This is a genomic window from Streptomyces sp. NPDC039423 (assembly GCF_055598725.1).
Genome location: NZ_JBVKAH010000002.1, coordinates 764362 through 781180, shown reverse-complemented (window position 1 = coordinate 781180; position 16819 = coordinate 764362). Strand labels below are relative to the sequence as shown.

At 67.6% G+C, this 16819-nt stretch carries 12 protein-coding genes and 1 pseudogene; 5 read left to right on the top strand and 8 right to left on the bottom strand.

Features of this window, described 5'->3' with window-relative positions; genetic code table 11:
- The first annotated feature begins 270 nt into the window (after positions 1 to 270).
- A pseudogene (locus ACZ7LK_RS09575) lies at positions 271 to 1036 on the top strand (transposase).
- 125 nt (positions 1037 to 1161) lie between these two features.
- Here ACZ7LK_RS09575 and ACZ7LK_RS09570 read toward each other — a convergent pair.
- From ACZ7LK_RS09570 to ACZ7LK_RS09550, 5 genes are all read right to left on the bottom strand, one after another.
- Positions 1162 to 1503, bottom strand: coding sequence for a hypothetical protein (locus ACZ7LK_RS09570; protein ID WP_392272022.1), 342 nt, complete (start codon positions 1501 to 1503; stop codon positions 1162 to 1164).
- A 224-nt stretch (positions 1504 to 1727) separates the two neighbouring features.
- The gene (locus tag ACZ7LK_RS09565) at positions 1728 to 2555 is read right to left on the bottom strand and encodes a hypothetical protein (RefSeq protein ID WP_471139340.1); all 828 of its coding nucleotides are present in this window, start codon (positions 2553 to 2555) and stop codon (positions 1728 to 1730) included.
- Between the two features lie 1640 nt (positions 2556 to 4195).
- Positions 4196 to 4684, bottom strand: a complete 489-nt coding sequence (locus tag ACZ7LK_RS09560; protein ID WP_392272024.1) for an SRPBCC family protein — start codon at positions 4682 to 4684, stop codon at positions 4196 to 4198.
- Between the two features lie 4 nt (positions 4685 to 4688).
- Positions 4689 to 5828: a hypothetical protein gene (locus ACZ7LK_RS09555; RefSeq protein ID WP_392272025.1), complete on the bottom strand. Its 1140-nt coding sequence runs from the start codon at positions 5826 to 5828 to the stop codon at positions 4689 to 4691.
- On the bottom strand, positions 5828 to 6370 hold the full coding sequence (locus tag ACZ7LK_RS09550) for a hypothetical protein (protein ID WP_392272026.1): 543 nt from the start codon (positions 6368 to 6370) through the stop codon (positions 5828 to 5830). Before ACZ7LK_RS09550 ends, ACZ7LK_RS09555 begins: the two co-directional genes overlap by 1 nt.
- Positions 6371 to 7213: 843 nt before the next feature.
- Between ACZ7LK_RS09550 and ACZ7LK_RS09545 the strand changes: the two genes are divergently transcribed.
- The gene (locus ACZ7LK_RS09545; RefSeq protein WP_471139333.1) at positions 7214 to 7381 is read left to right on the top strand and encodes a hypothetical protein; all 168 of its coding nucleotides are present in this window, start codon (positions 7214 to 7216) and stop codon (positions 7379 to 7381) included.
- A 137-nt stretch (positions 7382 to 7518) separates the two neighbouring features.
- Positions 7519 to 7866, top strand: coding sequence for a hypothetical protein (locus tag ACZ7LK_RS09540; RefSeq protein ID WP_469463034.1), 348 nt, complete (start codon positions 7519 to 7521; stop codon positions 7864 to 7866).
- A 311-nt stretch (positions 7867 to 8177) separates the two neighbouring features.
- On the opposite strand, the gene ACZ7LK_RS09535 is transcribed toward ACZ7LK_RS09540, so the two are convergent.
- The 3 genes from ACZ7LK_RS09535 to ACZ7LK_RS09525 all read right to left on the bottom strand — a co-directional run bounded on the left by ACZ7LK_RS09535 (position 8178) and on the right by ACZ7LK_RS09525 (position 14200).
- On the bottom strand, positions 8178 to 11141 hold the full coding sequence (locus tag ACZ7LK_RS09535; protein ID WP_471139331.1) for a type III restriction-modification system endonuclease: 2964 nt from the start codon (positions 11139 to 11141) through the stop codon (positions 8178 to 8180).
- 13 nt (positions 11142 to 11154) lie between these two features.
- Positions 11155 to 13113, bottom strand: a complete 1959-nt coding sequence (locus ACZ7LK_RS09530) for a site-specific DNA-methyltransferase (protein WP_471139328.1) — start codon at positions 13111 to 13113, stop codon at positions 11155 to 11157.
- A 268-nt stretch (positions 13114 to 13381) separates the two neighbouring features.
- Positions 13382 to 14200, bottom strand: coding sequence for a helix-turn-helix transcriptional regulator (locus ACZ7LK_RS09525; RefSeq protein ID WP_392272031.1), 819 nt, complete (start codon positions 14198 to 14200; stop codon positions 13382 to 13384).
- Positions 14201 to 14749: 549 nt separating this feature from the next.
- Here ACZ7LK_RS09525 and ACZ7LK_RS09520 point away from each other — a divergent pair.
- Both ACZ7LK_RS09520 and ACZ7LK_RS09515 read left to right on the top strand, forming a co-directional pair.
- Positions 14750 to 16096, top strand: coding sequence for a sugar phosphate nucleotidyltransferase (locus tag ACZ7LK_RS09520; protein WP_392272032.1), 1347 nt, complete (start codon positions 14750 to 14752; stop codon positions 16094 to 16096).
- A 27-nt stretch (positions 16097 to 16123) separates the two neighbouring features.
- On the top strand, positions 16124 to 16816 hold the full coding sequence (locus ACZ7LK_RS09515) for an SDR family oxidoreductase (protein WP_392272033.1): 693 nt from the start codon (positions 16124 to 16126) through the stop codon (positions 16814 to 16816).
- Positions 16817 to 16819: the final 3 nt, after the last annotated feature.

Sequence of the window (16819 nt, the reverse complement as noted above, 5' to 3'; positions counted from 1 at the left end):
GGCGAGGATGGAATCTCACCCCTCAGCTGTGTGCCGTCATCGCCTAGCGCCTGGACAGCCACGACCGAGAAGGCGTCGAGACTCACTCCCAGCACATCGAGGACGCCCGCCAGCTGGCGGGCGTCCTGCGGCTCTGCATCGAGAAAGACGTCCCGCTGGGCTTCCTCTGAAGCCCAGACTGCGGAACCCGCTTACGGGACAGCCCTTAGCTCGATACGAGGCGGAGCTGAACCATTTGGATCAGGCGGCGGATGTGTTGATGATCTTGGTGTGGCTGGTGTGATCACGGCGTCGGAGCCGTCCTGGATAGCCCCGTTCACCGGGCTGAGCCCGCGGCAGTTCGGCAAGCTGGTGGCGGTGCTGCGACGTGGGGGTGCGGACGCGGTCCGCAAAGGCAGGCCGTGGACCGCTGGAGGACCGGGCCCTGCTGGTCGCTGCGTACTGGCGCACGAACCTCACCGTGCGGCAACTCGCGCCGCTGTTCGGAGTGTCGAAGTCGGCGGTGGGCCGGATCATCGACCACCTGGGGCCGATGCTCGCGCTCCAGCCCCGCAAGCGGTTCGCCAAGGACGCTGTGCTCATCGTGGACGGCACCCTGGTCCCCACCCGGGACCACACGATCGCCGAGCGGTCGAAGAACTACCGGTACTCCACCAACCACCAGGTCGTCATCGACGCCGACACCCGCCTGGTCGTCGTGGTCGGCAGGCCGTTGGCCGGGAACCGCAACGACTGCAAGGCGTGGGAGGAGTCCGGTGCCAAGGCCGCCGTCGGCAACACCGTCACGATCGCCGACGGCGGCTACCCGGGCACCGGCCTCGTCATCCCCCACCGCCGGCAGCCCGGCCAGACCGAACTGCCGGACTGGAAGGAGGAACACAATAAGTCCCACAAACAGGTCCGAGCCCGGGTCGAGCACGTCTTCGCCCGCATGAAGACCTGGAAGATCCTCCGCGACTGCCGCCTCAAGGGCGACGGCGTCCACCACGCCATGCTCGGCATCGCCCGGATGCACAACCTCGCCCTCGCCGGATAGGGAAGCGGGCCGCACGGCGGCCCACCGCGCTTGAGACGGCCAAAAAATCATTACGGGACAGCCCTTAGGGAGTTTATGGGCGGCGCACCGACTGAGAGAAGACAGCCCGCTCCTGGCTGGTTCCCCTATTTTTCATCTGGGAGGCGAATGGCGGCAGCGATCTCGACAAGTCGAGTGAATACCACGAGAGCCCCCAAAGCAGGCAGCAAGCCCGCCAAGGTCCAAAATGTGAAGAAACCCGCAGCGGCGCCAAGGCCAGTGCGCCATCCAGTCGACGCGAACCCCCCTACTGCTGCCACCAAGATGAGAGAAACGCTCGAAAGAATACCGAAAAAAATAACAGTAAAGAAGGGGGTTAGATATTGGGAGATCGGCAAAATCCCAGCCCCCTTTGCTTTCTTGAGAAACTCTGTGTCACTGGCTCTCGTAATCATTGCAAGTGCCGCCAGTACCGCACCGATGATCACGCCAACCAGTGAAGCTGCGACTCGTACCGCAGCCTCCAACCCAGTGGGACACTCACGCCCCATCCACGCTCCCCCTGCCGCCCCGAGCAGAGCAACAATGTGGACCCCCCACCATGTACTCCAAACATGGAGAACCCGCACAAATTCTTTGAAGTACTTGTTGCCAGGTGTCCACCCTGTGGGCTCGGTCGATCTCGAGTTCTCACCCTTAGGACCTTCGATGCTCATGCGGAACCTGACCCCCCAGACGGCCACCTCTCGGCAAGCCAAACCAAAGCCAGAAGGAGGGCGATAGCCACTCGTTCTCCGGTGACTGTGAACGATGGCTCGAATTCCGCTGGATTATCTCTGGAGTCGTAGATGTCATCGTTCGCCGATACCGCCCTCACATCAATCCTCCCCCGGCTCGCCTCACTATCGAGACGTTCCGCCTCGGCGCGCGTCATCCACAAACCGCGCTTATTATAGTACCCCTCATCCCGAATATATTCGCCGTATCTCGCCATGTCCGCGATGGCCTCGTACAGACTTCTGTGATCATTCGGCAACCGGATCGTAAGCTCAAGCTTCACGAGCGGCGTCATTTCATCAAGTGACTTAATTACGGACCCGGGAGCGGAGACGAGGTCGACGCTCAGTGAAATCCCACCCGCCCCCTCCCTCCCCCCCATAAGTTCACGAAAGAAGCCTTCGACGTTAGAGGCGGCCGCACGCGGCTCGGTCTCATTCGGTACAGCTACAGAAATCCACTGCCTGTCAACATCCAACGCAAAGAAACAGCCCGACCTGGAACCATAGACCTTGAAGTTTCTCTTTTCCGCGACAGAAGACGCCAGGCGGAACGAGGCGCTCACCTCGGAATCACCGACAGGGCTCGACGAATCAACTTCGTATTCGGAGAGTGCAGAGGTCAGCTCACCGAAGAACTTCTTGTGCTCCTGAACTTCCGAACCTCTACCAACGTGCAAAAAGGCATGAAACAGCGCAAGGGCTCGACGATGAGGGTCAGGCCATGAACGAACGTTTACACGCCCAAGGAAGATCCGGTACATGAATCGGACCATACGATTACATCGATCTCAGGTTCAAGGCGCCAAAAGAGTGACCTCTCAGCAGCGGGAACGGCGTGGTCCGCGTGAGTCGGCCGCCGCTCCGGCCCCACCCCCTCCGCCCCGCGCCATCGCCTTTGCCAGCCACTCGTCTGCCCCCTAGGGGCCCGCCACGTCCACGGAGGTTGAGCAGCCCAGCGCTACAGACCGTCTCAGTTTCCGTCTCATTCACCTCCGTACGCTGGCGTTCATAGCCGTACGGGCTGTGGTTTTCCAGAGGGCTGTGAACGCCACTGAACACGGGCGGACGTCCGTGAATACGGCCCTGAGCTGGCCAAACAGACTTGGAAAGCGTGTGGGTTCCCGCGCGCCCGGAATGTCTCGGGGCGCCGGTCGTGCGCTCTAGCCGCATGGATGACCGCCGGCCCACCCTGTGGAGTCCGAAGTCAGGGACAGGGGGCGTCGTGAGTGATTGGAAGCAGAGCAAGTGCGGGTGGCCCCTGAAGCATGGAGGCCGCTGCGCAAACTTGACCATGAAGAACACCTCCCGATGCTGGCGACACCAGGGGGACTGGACGAAGCGGGGGCAAGCGGAGCGGAAGAAAGCCAACAGGGGCCGCAAGCGGTGACCCGAGCGTGCAGGTAGCGTCGGAGAGAGGGTGAAGCGGGTTGCGTGCCATCTGTCATCCGGCATCGGGCGCGTGAGTAGCGTGTGAGGCGCGTGGACTCTTGGCCTGGGTGACAGATTTACCCAGGTCAAGACCATCCCCAAGTGCTGACCACCAATGCCCTCCGGAGCCGTGTGCGCAGGTTCCAATCCTGCCGGGGGCACCCAGTATGAGGTGCCCAAAGACCCCGTCACCAGCGGAAACGCTGAGGCCGGGGTCTTCGCGTATGTGCAGGCGTGTGCGGCCCGGAGCGGCCGTATGTCGGGGTCCGGGGACGAGGCGTGGGCGTGATCTCGGATCATCCCCGCAGGTAGTGAGCCTGATCTGAGCCGAGCAGGCCTGCTCCTAGTTCTCGTCGTTCCGGCCTTTTGGCCCGCTGCGGCGGGGACGCCAGGCTGGCGGCGGGAGCTGCCGAAGCCGCCATCGGTCGCCGGCTCCAGAAAGGCGAACAGACGAGTTGGGTGGACTCATGGATCTATCCGATGTGGCCGTTGCCGCTGATCACCGCAGGAGGAACTCTGGGCGGGGCGATGGTCCGTTGTCGCCTGGGCCGAGGTTGTGTCGTCCAACGGTGGGAGCCATCCGGTCGATCGGTCCGCTGAAGGCGGCCTCCGGCTTCCTGCTTAGCGTCGTGCCAGCGCGAGGCGCTGTCGTCGCCGTCTTCCAGTGAGGGTTGGCCGGCCTGATGGCCGTCGAGGAGACCGGACCGGTCATGCCGATGATGCCGAACCGATCTTCGTGGTCGGCGCGGTCTCGGCCCGGCCGGCGAGTCCATGGCCGCAGTTGCTGGACCGGGCCCAACGTTGACGTCAAGGGTGAGGGCCTACGTACCGTGACCGACGGCGACGACCGCAGGGACCCGGACGAGGACCGGGAGCTGGTGCGTGCTGACGTACGCCTCCGCCACCGCCAGCAGCCGGTGAGGGCTCCGCAGGGACAGGGCGCACTCACCGGCTGCCGCGCGTCGCGACGGGCTCAGCCGCCCTGGAGCCGCAGCCGGAAAGCGGGGCAGACGTCCGGGTCGTCGTCCGCGTAGAGATAGGTGCGTCCGTCGCTTTCGGCGATCGACAGCGAGTCGAGTGTGTCCCCATTCAGGAAGCGCTCCGGTGCGGTGAAGGAGAGAGACAGGTGCGCGAACTCGGTGGCCGAGGTGCCGCCCTGCACCACGGACCAAGTGCCGGACCCGTCGAAGGTCTCGCCGAGTTCGCTCCGGTACCAGTCACCGGTCGGCCAGTCGTGAACGGTGACCGTGCCACTGCCCGGCTTGCTCGCCGACGCCTTCAGGGTGAGCGTCACGCCCTCCGCGTCGCCCTCGCCCCGGTAGGCGCCCGTGAGTTCCCCGGAGGTCGCTCCGACCGCCTGCTGCCCCATGCAGCCCCCGACAGCGGTGGACGCCGACGAGCAGCCTGGCAGGCAGGTCAGCAGAGCCAGCACGGCGGCCACCGGCAGACGTACTCGGAACACCGACTCACTTCCCCTTCGCCGGAATACGCTCGGTCCAGACGATCTTCTGGTCCACGGACGAGAAGACGCCCTCCTCGCGGTTGAACTTCTCCAGCCAGTCGTAGTAGCCGATGTAGTGCAGCAGCGACTCATTGCTGGTGTTGTTCTTCAGCGCGTACTCGACCACCAGCGAACCGTCGGGGTCCTGGCCCTTGACTGTGTAATTCAGGTTGTACGAGCCGGTGAACGCCTCGCCCAGATGGTCCTCGTTCCCGGTGACGATCGCCGGCAGATCCGTGGTGATCAGCTTCTTGAGCGCGCCCAGCTTGCCGCTCTCCGAGATCGAGTACGCCACGCTGCCCTGCGGCTGGCCGGTGGACCTCCACTGCTCCAGCGTGTCCAGCCGCAGCTGCTCCATGCTCTCGCTGGACCGGATCAGCTCGGTCATCTCGTCGCCGTAGTAGTAGTCGCGGTGCCGGGGGCCGTCGCCGGTCACCCAGTCCCACCCCAGCGAGTACGGATCGTGCGAACTGAGCCCCGGATAGGGTTCCTTGCCCTGGAGGGCGAGGTCCAGCGCGTTGTACGCGTCCTCGCTGATCTTCTTGGTGGAGTCGATGTCGGTGAGCCCCGGATCGCTGTTGAACCACTGGCCCAGGCCGATGTCCGCCATCAGGCTGTAGGCGAGGTTACGGTCGGCCGTGACCCCCCGCTTGAGGATCTGCGCGATCTCCCGATCCGCCGCCTCGATGGTCTTCTTCTCCTCGTCGGTCAGCTCGACCTTGCAGACCCCGTGGATGACGTCCGGGGAGAGCGTCCCGTCCGCGTTGATGTGCAGGCCCTTCTCCTTGGCCCGCCGCGTGGCGTCCTTGAGGTCATTCTGGGCGGACTTCAGATCGCCCACGCCGTCCTCGACAACGCGCCGGGCCGCGTCCGCCACCTTCGCGGCACTCTCCAGCTGGCGCTCGATGTCGTCGATCATCTTCCAGGCGTACGGGGCCGCCGCCCCTTCCCAGTAGCCCTTGTCGCGCAGCGGCGTGAGCACCTCGTCGTGCATGCGCTTGCCGAGGTGCTTGATGTCCTGGTGAATGCTCTTCCAGCGGTCCGCCAGGCCGTCCACCGCCAGCGGGTCCACTGCCAACAGGGAGAGGTAGAAGGTCTCGGCCATCAGTAGTCCTCCAGCGCCGAGCGGATCCGCACCTGGCCGGCGGTCTGGCCCACGGCGGTGTCCGCCCGGGTGTAGGTGCCGTCGCTGGACCGCAGGCTTTCGGCGATGTGCGCGAGCCAGGCCGTGACCGTGCCGGCCTGCCGCTCCCACTGCCGGTGGGCGAGCCGGACCGCTCGTGCCGACTCCAGGCCTTCCAGCGCGCCCACTGCCTTCAGCGCGGGCTCCTCCAGCGACGCGGCCGGCTTGTAGAAGTGGGTGTAGATATCGTCGATCTGGCCGGCGGCCTTCTTGAGTACACCTGGTGCGATCTTCAGGTCGACCGGCCGTCCGCCAGAGGGCGGCGGCTTCAGGAAGCCAGGAGGGTCCGGGCGCAGCTGCGGCCGGTCCAGCGGGTCGGCGGTGCTGTCCGCGGGCGGCGCGCTGTAGTGGCCCTCCCATCCGGGGAGGACCTTGTGCCGCTCGAGTTCGTCCGGGGACAGCGGAAGCTTCGCCCCGTCCGGCTCCGGAATACGGTCGTCCCCTGTGGCCTTGCCGTCGCTCATGTGTGATCCCCCGTTCGGTGTCACCCTTCAGGTAATCATGACGATGGTCGGATGATCACATCCGGGATGGAGACCCGATGAACGCTGGTTGAGGCGTGTCGTGTGGCAGCTTCTTGCGCGGCTCCGGCCAGGACGAGTCGACGTGATCGACCCTGATGGCTGCGCCAGGGAACCGCTGCCCAGACTGCCGGCCTCGCTTCGCACGGCGGCGAGACTCGCACTGGGCCGGGTTCTCCAGCACGGATCAGAAGTGGCAACCGGCTGGGGGACAGCGCCGACGCCGACGAGTGGGCGCCAGGAAGTGCGACAGGTCCTCCAAGCACTCGAAACACCCACTGATCACTCGGCGTGACCGCTTCACGGAAGTCGCGTCAGAACCACTGCCGGCCTGGCCAGTAAGGCCATCCGGACCCGTCACAGGGGCGGTGATCCGTGCGGCACGCATTTTCGAAGCTCGACTGTGCAGCGTCAACCAAAAATGATTGACGAATCAATGATATGTGTGGCTTGAACTGTGAGTTCCGTCCGATATCAGCGGGGATCCCTCAACGTTTCCTCAGAATGTGGATCTTTCTTGCCCGGTGGGGCGCGGATGGCCATAGGTTCTGACGCGGCCCGCCGCGCTGACCATGCGAGCGGTGTCATCCGTGCTGCTTATGGAGGGGGAACGATGAGGAAAACGATGAACAAGGCGGCTGCTGTCCCGGTCATGGCCCTCACTCCGGCCAACTGGAGGGGTACGTCGTACAAGGACGGCCCGGGCGGCACCATGGTCGTGCGGGTGGAAAAGCTGGGAAGATCTCGGCCTCCATCACCGTGGGTGCCGAGGCTGAACTCAGCGGCGTGATCGCGTCCGCGAAGGCCAAGGTGGACGCCACCATCGGTGCCGAGGTCGGAATCACCCTCGGGCACGAATACCGCCGCAACGTCACCAACGCCAAGTACGGCCACCTCCAGTACGGATCCTGGGGGTATGTGGTGGGGTGGAAGAAGTGGGAAACCGCGTCGTGACAGTGGCACGGAGCCTGTTCGCCGGCACGGCCGTCTGCCTCCTCACCCTGGCCGCCACCGGCTGCACGGACAGTCAGACACCCAATACGTCTCCGTCGCCCCCACCGTCATCAGCCAGCGGGCCACCCTCGTCCCCCTTGCCAACGGCCAAGGAAGACGAGCAGGGCCGGCGTGCCAAGACCGCGGTGGAAATCGTCCCGCCGGACGACCCGACCTTCGTCGAGTCCGGTCTGGAGCGCGTGGCCGACGGGGTGCACCGGCACTCGGTACTGACGCCGGGGAAGGAATACGAGCTCTCAGTGGCGTGCGTCGGCCGAGGCACCCTGAAGATCGTGGTGCAGGGCAGGGACGGGGAACTGTCCTGCGACGCGGTGCCCTGGGTTCAGCGAATCGAGCGGGCGCCCGGCCAGTTGCCCATCGACGTCACAGCCGACGCGGGAGCATCCGGCATGGTCGCTTGGCAGATCACCACGGCCACGAAGTGACCCGACCCTGCTGTGGCTCGTAGCAACGGCCGCTCGTCTACCTAATTTGGAGGAGCCGCTGGAGAACGAGCATGCACGCTCGCTTGCTCGTCCTCTGCGTAAGGGCACGGCTTCGCCCTGGGTCCTGTCCGGAAGGTCATGGGAGCCAGAGGCAGAGGCAGGCGATGGCCTGGCCGTGCCGGCGCGTTTGCCATGGCAGTCGGCCGGACGCGCGGCGGGCTGACCACCAAGAGGCGGGGCAGGCGCGCCGGCGGTGGTAAGCGATGGTGGTGCGGGGCCGGGCCGGCCGGGGGGGCCGGCCCGGTGGGGGGTCAGTCGGCGGGGGCGGTTTGCCAGGTGTGGGTTTGGGTGAAGGTGACGCCCGTGTCGAGGGCCGTGAAGTGTTCCTTGCCGCAGCGGATCTTGTCCGCCTCCTCCGGGCGCAGCAGATGCTCCTGGGGAGTGCCCTTGGTCTCTATCACCAGGTAGAGCTGGCGCCGTCCGTCGGGGGTGTCGCGCACTATGGCCCAGTCCGGGTTGTAGGCGCCCAGCGGGGTGGGGATGCGGAACCAGGCGGGCAGCTTGGTGTAGAGGACGACGCTCTCGTCCTGCTCCATGTCCTCGACGAACCGGCGCTCGGTGTCGGAGTCGTAGCGCACCTCCTCGTACACGCTGCGCTGCGCGGGCAGGAGGTTCTTGTCGAGGTAACCGTGCAGCTCCTCCTCCTCGAAGAGCTCCTGGGCGTAGAAGTCGCCGCTGCCGAGCCGCACGTACTTGACGCCGTCGACGAGCATCCGGCGTTTGCGGGCGGTGATGGTGGTGGCGACGAGGTCGATGAACTCCTGCGGGTTGGCGCGGAAGTCGGCCAGGCGGCCGCTCTCGGTGAGGATGCGCCGGACGGTGCGGCGGGTGAGCCGGGTGCGGTCGACCAGTTCGCCGAGGAGGTCGGGCAGCGGCAGGTCGCCCTGGTCGACGCGTTCGGGGGCCGAGGTCGTCCCGTCGGTGGTGGTGAGGCCGGCTTCGGTGATCAGGACGCGGGCCTTGCTCCAGCGCATCCGCGCCGGGGTCACCGGCGGGGCTTCGCGGACGCCGCGGACGCATTCGGCGACGAGCTTCTCGGTGTCGAAGTCCACCCGGTAGGTGGTGCGGTGCTTGACCCGCTCCCACAGGTCCCGGAAGGCCTCGCTCTCGAAGACCTGCTTGCGCACCTTGACGGTGTGCTTCTCGTCCCGGTTGTTGATTTTCAGCCCGCGGGCGCGCCGGGTGAGCAGGTCGGCCACGGCGGCGGTCAGCGCGGAGTGTTCGGGCGGGAGGGCGAAGGTGCCGTCGGCGAGGGCCCGGGTGAGGGCCTCGGCGTCGATCTTCCCGGTGTGGTGCACGTAGCCCTCGGCGCACAGGTGGGCGTAGATCCGTTCGGAGGTGTCGAAGCCGACGGGGACGGCGGGGTCGGCCGGGGAGGGCAGGCCGGCGAACTGGTGGGGTTCCACGACGCCGAAGCGGATCCGCTCGGTGGTCTCCAGTTCCGTCTGGAGCTCGGCGGCGAACTGCTCGTAGCTCTCGGTGGCGATCACGGTGAGGGTGTTGACGTCGGAGCCCTGCACCCGGCGGCCCGTCCGGTCGACCGCGAGGCGCAGGCCGCGGCCGATGGTCTGGCGGCGCTGGCGGTCGGTGCCCATTTCGCGCAGACCGCAGATCTGGAAGACGTTCGGGTTGTCCCAGCCCTCGCGGAGCGCCGAGTGGGAGAAGAGGAACTTCAGCGGCTCGTCCAGGCTCAGCAGGCGTTCCTTGTCCCGCATGATGAGGTCGTACGCCCGCTGGGCCTCCGCCCCCTCCTGGCCGCGGCCCTCGGTGACGTCCTTCCAGGCGCCCTTCTTGTCGCTTGCGAAGTAGCCGTCGTGCACGGCGGCTGCCTCGGACTCCAGGTCAGCCTCGCCCAGCAGGGTGGCGTACCGGGGGTGATTGCGCAGCCGCTGGTACTCGTCCTCGAAGATCCGCGCATAGTCGCCCTTGACGGGCTTGCCGTCGTCGCCGTACGCGCGGTAGCGGTCGACGCGGTCGATGAAGAACAGGCTGAGCACCTTGATGCCCTTGGGGCGCAGCAGGACCTCCTTGTCGAGGTGCTCGCGGATCGTCCGGCGGATGAGCTGGCGGGCCTTCTCCAGGGGCGGGATGTCGCCGTGGGCCTCGCCAAGGCGCAGGTAGCGGCTGACGCCGGCGCCGCGCAGGTGCAGGAACTCGGCGCCCCGGGTCTTGTCGATCTCGCCGATCTGGAGCCCCTCGTACACGGAGCGCCCGGTGACCACGTCGAGGAGGTCGCCGTCGCGCACCACGACGCTGGTGCGGCGTACGCCGCCGCTCCGGGCGGCGACGTCGAGTTCGACGGTGGCGGAGAAGTCGTTCTTGCGGATGCTGACGGATTCGAGGCGGACGTACGGGCGGCCGTGGGCGTTCTCGACGGAGCCGCCGGCGACCTCGATCTGCTTGACGAGTCCGGCCTGGTAGGCCTCGACGGCGTCGAGCTTGTAGACCATGTCGTACGTGTCGACGTGGGTGGCGGAGTAGCGGAGGGTGAAGAGCGGGTCCATGGCCGCGAGGGCCTGCCGGCCCTTGCCGCTCAGGCCGCCGTCGACGCTCTGCGGTTCGTCGACGATCAGCACGGGCCGGGTGCGGCGGATCAGGTCGATGGGGGCGTCGCCGCCGGTCTTCTCGCTGGGCTGGTAGATGAGGGCGGTGTCCTTCTTGTTGATGGCCGCCACGGTGGTGATCATCACCTGGATGCCGGTGGCGTACGCGAAGTTCCGCACCTCCCCCAGTTGGGCGGAGTCGTACATGAAGTACGTCAGGGGGGTTCCGTCGTAGAGGGCCTTGAAGTGTTCCCGGGTGATCTGGAGGGACTTGTTGACACCCTCCTTGATGGCGACGGAGGGGACGACGATGACGAACTTGGTGAAGCCGTAGTGCTGGTGGAGCTCGTGGATGGTGCGCAGGTAGACGTAGGTCTTGCCGGTGCCCGTCTCCATCTCGACGGTGAAGTTGAGGTCGTCGGGGTCGGGGTCGGGCGAGGGCGGCAGGCCGCCGCGGAGCTGGACGGCGCGGAGGTTCTCGCCGAGCCGCTCGGCGCCGAGGGTGAGCCGGTTGGCGAGTCCGGTGCCGGGGGTGAAGAGGTCGGCGCGCTGCTCGGTGACGGTGAACAGGCCCTGGCCGGTCTCCTGCCCCTGGAAGAGGTCGCGGACGGCGGCGACGGCCTTGCGCTGGTGCTCCAGTTCGGCGTCGAAGTGCAGACGGAGGTCGGTCATCTGGTCAGCTCACCTACAGGCTCTTCACGAGGGGGAAGCCGTACTGGTCGAGGATGGCCGCCATGTTGGCCTTGGCCACGTCGTCCCGGAACGCGACGTCCTTGAAGTAGACGGACACCTCGCCCGCCGGTTCCAGCTCCTTGCGCCAGTCGGCGATGCCGTGCGCGAGGGCCTCGACCCGGTCCCTGCCGATGCTGTCCGCCTCCGGCAGGCAGGCGAACAGCCGTCCGCCCCCGGTGCTGTGGACGGCGATGCCGCCGAAGACGCGGGTGGTGACCGGGAGGGAGAGGTCCAGGCCGCGGCCGAGGAGGAGTTCGTAGAGCACGTCCTCGTCGGTACGGCCGTGGACGATGTTGTCGACGACCTCCAGGGTCTGCTGCTCGACGTCCTGGCGGGAGGTGTCCCAGCGCAGCACGCTGGAGTCGCCGAGCGCGAAGGACCGGAAGCCCCGGTCGGGGGCGGCCGGGAGGGCGGCGGCGGCGGCGCGGAGGCGGGTGCGGGTGATGTCGGCGACCGTGGGGTGGTCGGGGTATCCGGTCCGCTCGGGGATCTGGACGAGGATGTAGCGCCGGTTGCCGCCGTCCTCGGCGTTGGCCTGGAGGACGGCGTCGCCGGTGGTGCCGGACCCGGCGAAGAAGTCGAGGACGATGTCCTCGGTGTCCGGCCGGGTCGCCAGGGTCAGGATGCGGCGGATGAGCCGGGTGGGCTTGGGGGTGTCGAAGACGCTGTCGGAGGAGGCGAAGGTGACCCGCTCCAGCAGCTCGCGCTTGGCGTCCTGGTTGTGGCCGACCTCCCCGTAGGGCCAGAAGGTCTGGGGAATGCGGCCCTGTTTGACCTCGGAGAGGAAGCGCTTGACGGCGGGGCTGTTGTTGCCGTCCTTCCCCCACCAAATGCGGTTGTCCGCCTCCATTTCCCGCATGGTCTGCTCGGAGTAGCGCCAGTACGTGCCGGACGGCGGGCCCGGGATGAGCCGGCCGCCGGGCGTGGTGATGGAGTAGGTGCCCTTGCTGTAGTAATTGCGGGCGGTGAAGTTATCGGCCTTCCAGGGGCCGCGCGGGTCGTTGTCGGGGTTCTTGTACGCCGCGTTCTGCTCGTCCGTGCGCGGCAGGAGTCCCGGTGTCCAGGCGTCGGCGTCCCTGGCGTACACGAGGATGTAGTCGTGGTCCTCGGAGAAGTGCCGGGCGCTGTTCTTGGGGGAATAGACCTTCTGCCAGATGACGGAGGCGATGAAGTTCTCCGGGCCGAAGATCTCGTCCATGACCGCCCGCAGGTTGTGCACCTCGTGGTCGTCGATGGAGACGAAGACGACCCCGTCCTCCCTGAGGAGGTTGCGGGCCAGGAACAGCCGCGGGTACATCATGTCCAGCCAGGCGCTGTGGTAGCGGCCGGAGGTCTCGGCGTTGCTGCTCAGCCGCCCTCCCTCGCCGTCGAGCTGGCCGGTGAGCTCCAGGTAGTTGCGGACGCCGTCCTGGAAGTTGTCGGGGTAGATGAAGTCGCGGCCGGTGTTGTAGGGCGGGTCGATGTAGATGAGCTTGACCTTGTGGGCGTAGCTCTTCTGGAGAAGTTTGAGGACTTCGAGATTGTCGCCCTCGATCATCAGGTTGGCGGTGGTGTCCCATTCGACGCTGTCGGCGGGGCGCGGCAGGAGTGCGCCGTTGCTGCGCCGCCTGGCCACTTCGGCCGCCCTTTTCTTTCCGTGCCAGGAGAGACCGAATTTTTCCTGGCCTTCGGCGAGGGTGCCGCCGAGGAGTTCACGGAGGGCGTCGAAATCGATACCGTCCTCGGTGCAGGCGCTGGGGAACAGCTTCTTGAGCTGCGTGATGTTCTCGTCCACCAGGTCGAGGGACCGGATTTCTGGGTCGTCCGGCCTCATCCGCTGCATCGACACCTTGTTCGTCCACCGTTCCTGTCGTCCGTACGCCTTGTCGTCGGCGACGGGGCCCCTGGGGAATTCCTGTGCGGGCGCCGCCACTTGACCGCCACCGTACCGTTCGGCGGGTCGTGGGGCCGTCCGGTGGGGGCCACTGCGCGGGGAGGCGGCGGGGCGGACGGGGTGTCGGGTCCCGGGGGACGGGGGACGGGGGTCGGATGCGGGTGCGGGTGCGGGTATGGGTGCGGGTGCGCGTGCGCGTGGATGTGCGGGGGCGTGTATGTGCGGGGGGTGGATGTGCGGGGCGTGGGTGTGGGTGTGGGGTGTGGGGGGTGTGGTCCGGACGCCGCCGTGCCGGCGGCCCCGCCCGTCAGCCGTGTCCGGCGTCGAGGAGGTCGGACCGGGCCAGGAGGTAGGCCAGGTGGGCCCTGCTCCGGCCGCCCAGGAGGTCGGAGGCCTTCTTGATGTGGGTGGAGACGGTGCGCGGGCTGATGCCCAGCCGTGAGGCGATCGCCGCGTCCGTGTACCCCTCCACCATCAGCCGCAGCACGGCGCGACGGGTCTCGTCGGTCATGAGCGGGGGGCGGACGTACTCCTGGGTGATGCTGACCGCTTCGCCACGCGCCCAGGCGTGGTCGAAGACCTTGGCGAGGTAGTGCACTATCGCTGGGTGGTCGATGGCCAGGGCCGCGGTTCTCAGCTCGTGGCGCGGGTCCGGTATGAAGGCCGTGGTCCGGTCGTAGATGATCAGCCGGTCGAACACCTCGTTGAGGGTGCGGAACTGGGCGCCGGAGGCGGTGGCCTGCTCGATGTAGGCGAGGGTGGGGCCGTGGGCGCGCACGGTGTGCTGGTAGAGCGTGCGCTGCTTGACGCCGCGCCGGTGCATGGTGAGGACGCGGGACAGTGAGCGGGCCAGGGACGCCGGGTCGCGGCGGCCGCCGGGCTGGCAGGTCAGCAGTTCCTCGCGGCAGTCGTCCGCGGCCTGTTCGAGCGCGGCACGTATGACGTCCTCTCCTTGGAGCAGACGTACGGGGGCGTTGGACACGGCCTGGCGGGTCGCGGAGTAGATGTCCTCGGCCGTTGCGATCGAGTCACCGATGGCGGCCAGCGTTTGCCGGTGCGCGAGCATGGCGCGCTCGATGGGGCGGGTGAGTTCGCGGCCGGCGATGTCCGGGGGCACGGCGGCCATGAGTGTCGGGGTTTCGGCCAATGGCCGTAGGAGACCCAAGCGGAGCAGACATTCGGGCACATCCCCCGATATCGGACCATGCGCCAGTGCACGACGGTAGGCCTCCAGGCCCCGGTCACACAGGCTGGCGACGTTCGAATGAGGGGCTAAGTCCGAGTTCCTGCACATTTGCCACTCCTTCCGATTCTCGCATTGCGTGATCATGATGCTACTGAACGACCCTTTCCTGTGGGGAGGTACGGCATTCTTCTGAAGGCGGAAGGGCAAAGAGCCTTTCGGCCAGGGGAGGGATTGTGAACCGCACGAGAGAGGCCGGGCGCCTGTTCGGGCTTCCGGCTCTGATACTGCTCCTCGGACTCTTCGCATCCGCCACGGAGGGCGGAGGCGAGGGATCCATTTCCGCCACGGGCCAGATCGTGGCCTCCACCGAAGACGACGAATGGGGCCCCTGAGTCCCCGTAAAGCACCAGCGGCCCGACAGGGCGTCAGTTTTCCGGAGGACGAATTCGGGGAGTCGGTGATTCACCCGAGTCGAGGGGGCTCTGTTCGATGAGTACGGACAAGAACGGGGAAACGGTCGGCATACTCCTCGCCGGCGGCCGGGGCGAGCGGGCCAAGCCCATCACGCTCAAGTCCCCGGACCACATCCGCAGCAAGGCGCTGATCCCGTTCGCCGGGCGCCGCCTCGTGGAGTGGGTGGTGGACGCCTGCCGTGAGCAGGGCATCCGCCGCTTCTACGTGGTGACCCACGGCCTGGAGAACCGTACCCAGATCAAGCTCCTGCTCGGGCACGGCGAGCGCTACGGCGTCGACGTCACCTACTCGCGCTCGCGCTTCGACCGGTACAACGTCGGCTCGGCCGGCGCCACCCTGCACAACCTCGAGCAGTGGGACCTCCAGGGCCGGGCCCTGGTGCTCCCCGTCGACTCCCTCTTCGACTTCGACCTGAAGGCGATGGAGGCGACGCACGCCGAGCGCGGCGCCCTGGTGACCGTGGCCGCCGTACGGCGCACGGCCGACGAGATCGCCGGCAAGTACGGGGTGATGCGCACCGACGACGACGGCCTGGTCCAGGGCTTCGTGGAGAAGCCCGGCCCCGACCGGATCGGGGAGCTCTTCCCGCGCACCACGGTGGACCCGGGGGTCACCCTCCCCACCAACGCGGGGATGTACCTGGTGGACTGCGCACGGCTGCGGCTGCTCGCCAGGGAACCGGAGCTGTTCCGGCAGAGCTACCAGCGGCTCGACTGGGGCCAGGACCTGCTGCCCTGGCTCGCCGCCCGCGGGCTGCCGGTGGCGGCCCACTCCATCGGGCGGCTCGGCGACCTGGGCAACGTGCCCGACTACCTGCACACCCTGGGGCTCGTGCTCGACGGCGCGTACGAGCAGATGAACCGGCTGATGAGGCGGCCCGACGTCGCCTCGCCGCGCTGCTGGATCCACGAGAGCAGCCTGCGCACCAAGGACGACGTCACCGGCACCACCCTGGCCCAGAAGATCGACGAGGGCTCGGTGGTGATCGGACCGGGCGTCAGGATCGGCCGCGAGGTGGAGATCGGGCCCGGCGTACGGCTCGACCACGCGGACATCGGCGACGGGGCCGAGGTCCGCGAGGGCGCCGCCGTGGTCCGCTCGGCCGTCGGGGAGTCCGCCGTGGTCGGCGCGTACGCCGAGATCGAGGACTCCTACATAGGCCCCATGGCCGAGGTCTGCTCGGAGCGGACCCGGCCCGCACGGCTCGAACGCTACTCGGCCATCGGCGACGGCGCGATGCTCTGGCCGGGGTCACGGTTCTGCGGGGTGAGCGTCTACCCGCGGCTCAGGGTGCCCGCGATGACCGGGGTGCCCGCGGAAACGGAACTCAAGAGCGCCGACGACATCCTCAACTGGGTGTAGCGGCGGGGATCACTCCTGGAGGGGACCATGCGGAGTCCCATTGCGGTTATCGGAGGCGCGGGCCGGCTGGGCAGTCTGGTGACCCGCCGCCTGCTTCAAGAAGGCACCCGGGTACGGGTGGTGAGCCGGCATCCCGAACGGGGACGGCTGCCGCTCGGAGTGGAGGAACACCGCGCCGACGTGCGGTACGCCGACTCGCTGGCCATCGCGCTGCGCGGCTGCGCGGGGGTGGTGTTCAGCGTCGAGCCGGGCACCGCGGACTCCGGTCCGGACAGCCCCGAGACGACCATGTACGACGGGGTGCGCAACGTACTGGCCGCGGCCACCGAGCACGGTGAGCGGCCGCACTTCGTCCTGGTCAGCCAGATCTTCGTGACCCGGCGCGAGCACCCCATGAACGCGTACGGCCGGCTGCTCGACTGGCGGCTGCGCGGGGAGGACGCCGTACGGGAGTCCGGGCTGCCCTACACGGTGGTGCGGCCGAGCTGGCTGACCGACGAGAGCTTCGCGGGCAACCGGGTGCGCCTGGAACAGGGCGACCGGGGGGACGGCTGGGTGTCCCGGACGGCGGTGGCGGAGGCCTGCGTGCAGGCCCTCGCCTCACCGGCGGCCGTGGGCCGCACCTTCGAGATGTACAACGAACTGGGCGAGACGCCGACCGACTGGGCGCCGCTCTTCGCCCGGCTCGGCGCCGACCGCCAGCTCGAGCGCAGCCGCTAGCCG

What these genes read in the sequence shown, in the direction of transcription:
- ACZ7LK_RS09515 (WP_392272033.1), top strand. Translation starts at nt 16,124, where the DNA reads ATGCGGAGTCCCATTGCGGTTATCGGAGGCGCGGGCCGGCTGGGCAGT.
- ACZ7LK_RS09565 (WP_471139340.1), bottom strand. Translation starts at nt 2,555, where the DNA reads ATGTACCGGATCTTCCTTGGGCGTGTAAACGTTCGTTCATGGCCTGAC.
- ACZ7LK_RS09520 (WP_392272032.1), top strand. Translation starts at nt 14,750, where the DNA reads ATGAGTACGGACAAGAACGGGGAAACGGTCGGCATACTCCTCGCCGGC.
- ACZ7LK_RS09550 (WP_392272026.1), bottom strand. Translation starts at nt 6,370, where the DNA reads ATGAGCGACGGCAAGGCCACAGGGGACGACCGTATTCCGGAGCCGGAC.
- ACZ7LK_RS09535 (WP_471139331.1), bottom strand. Translation starts at nt 11,141, where the DNA reads ATGACCGACCTCCGTCTGCACTTCGACGCCGAACTGGAGCACCAGCGC.
- ACZ7LK_RS09525 (WP_392272031.1), bottom strand. Translation starts at nt 14,200, where the DNA reads ATGGCCGCCGTGCCCCCGGACATCGCCGGCCGCGAACTCACCCGCCCC.
- ACZ7LK_RS09555 (WP_392272025.1), bottom strand. Translation starts at nt 5,828, where the DNA reads ATGGCCGAGACCTTCTACCTCTCCCTGTTGGCAGTGGACCCGCTGGCG.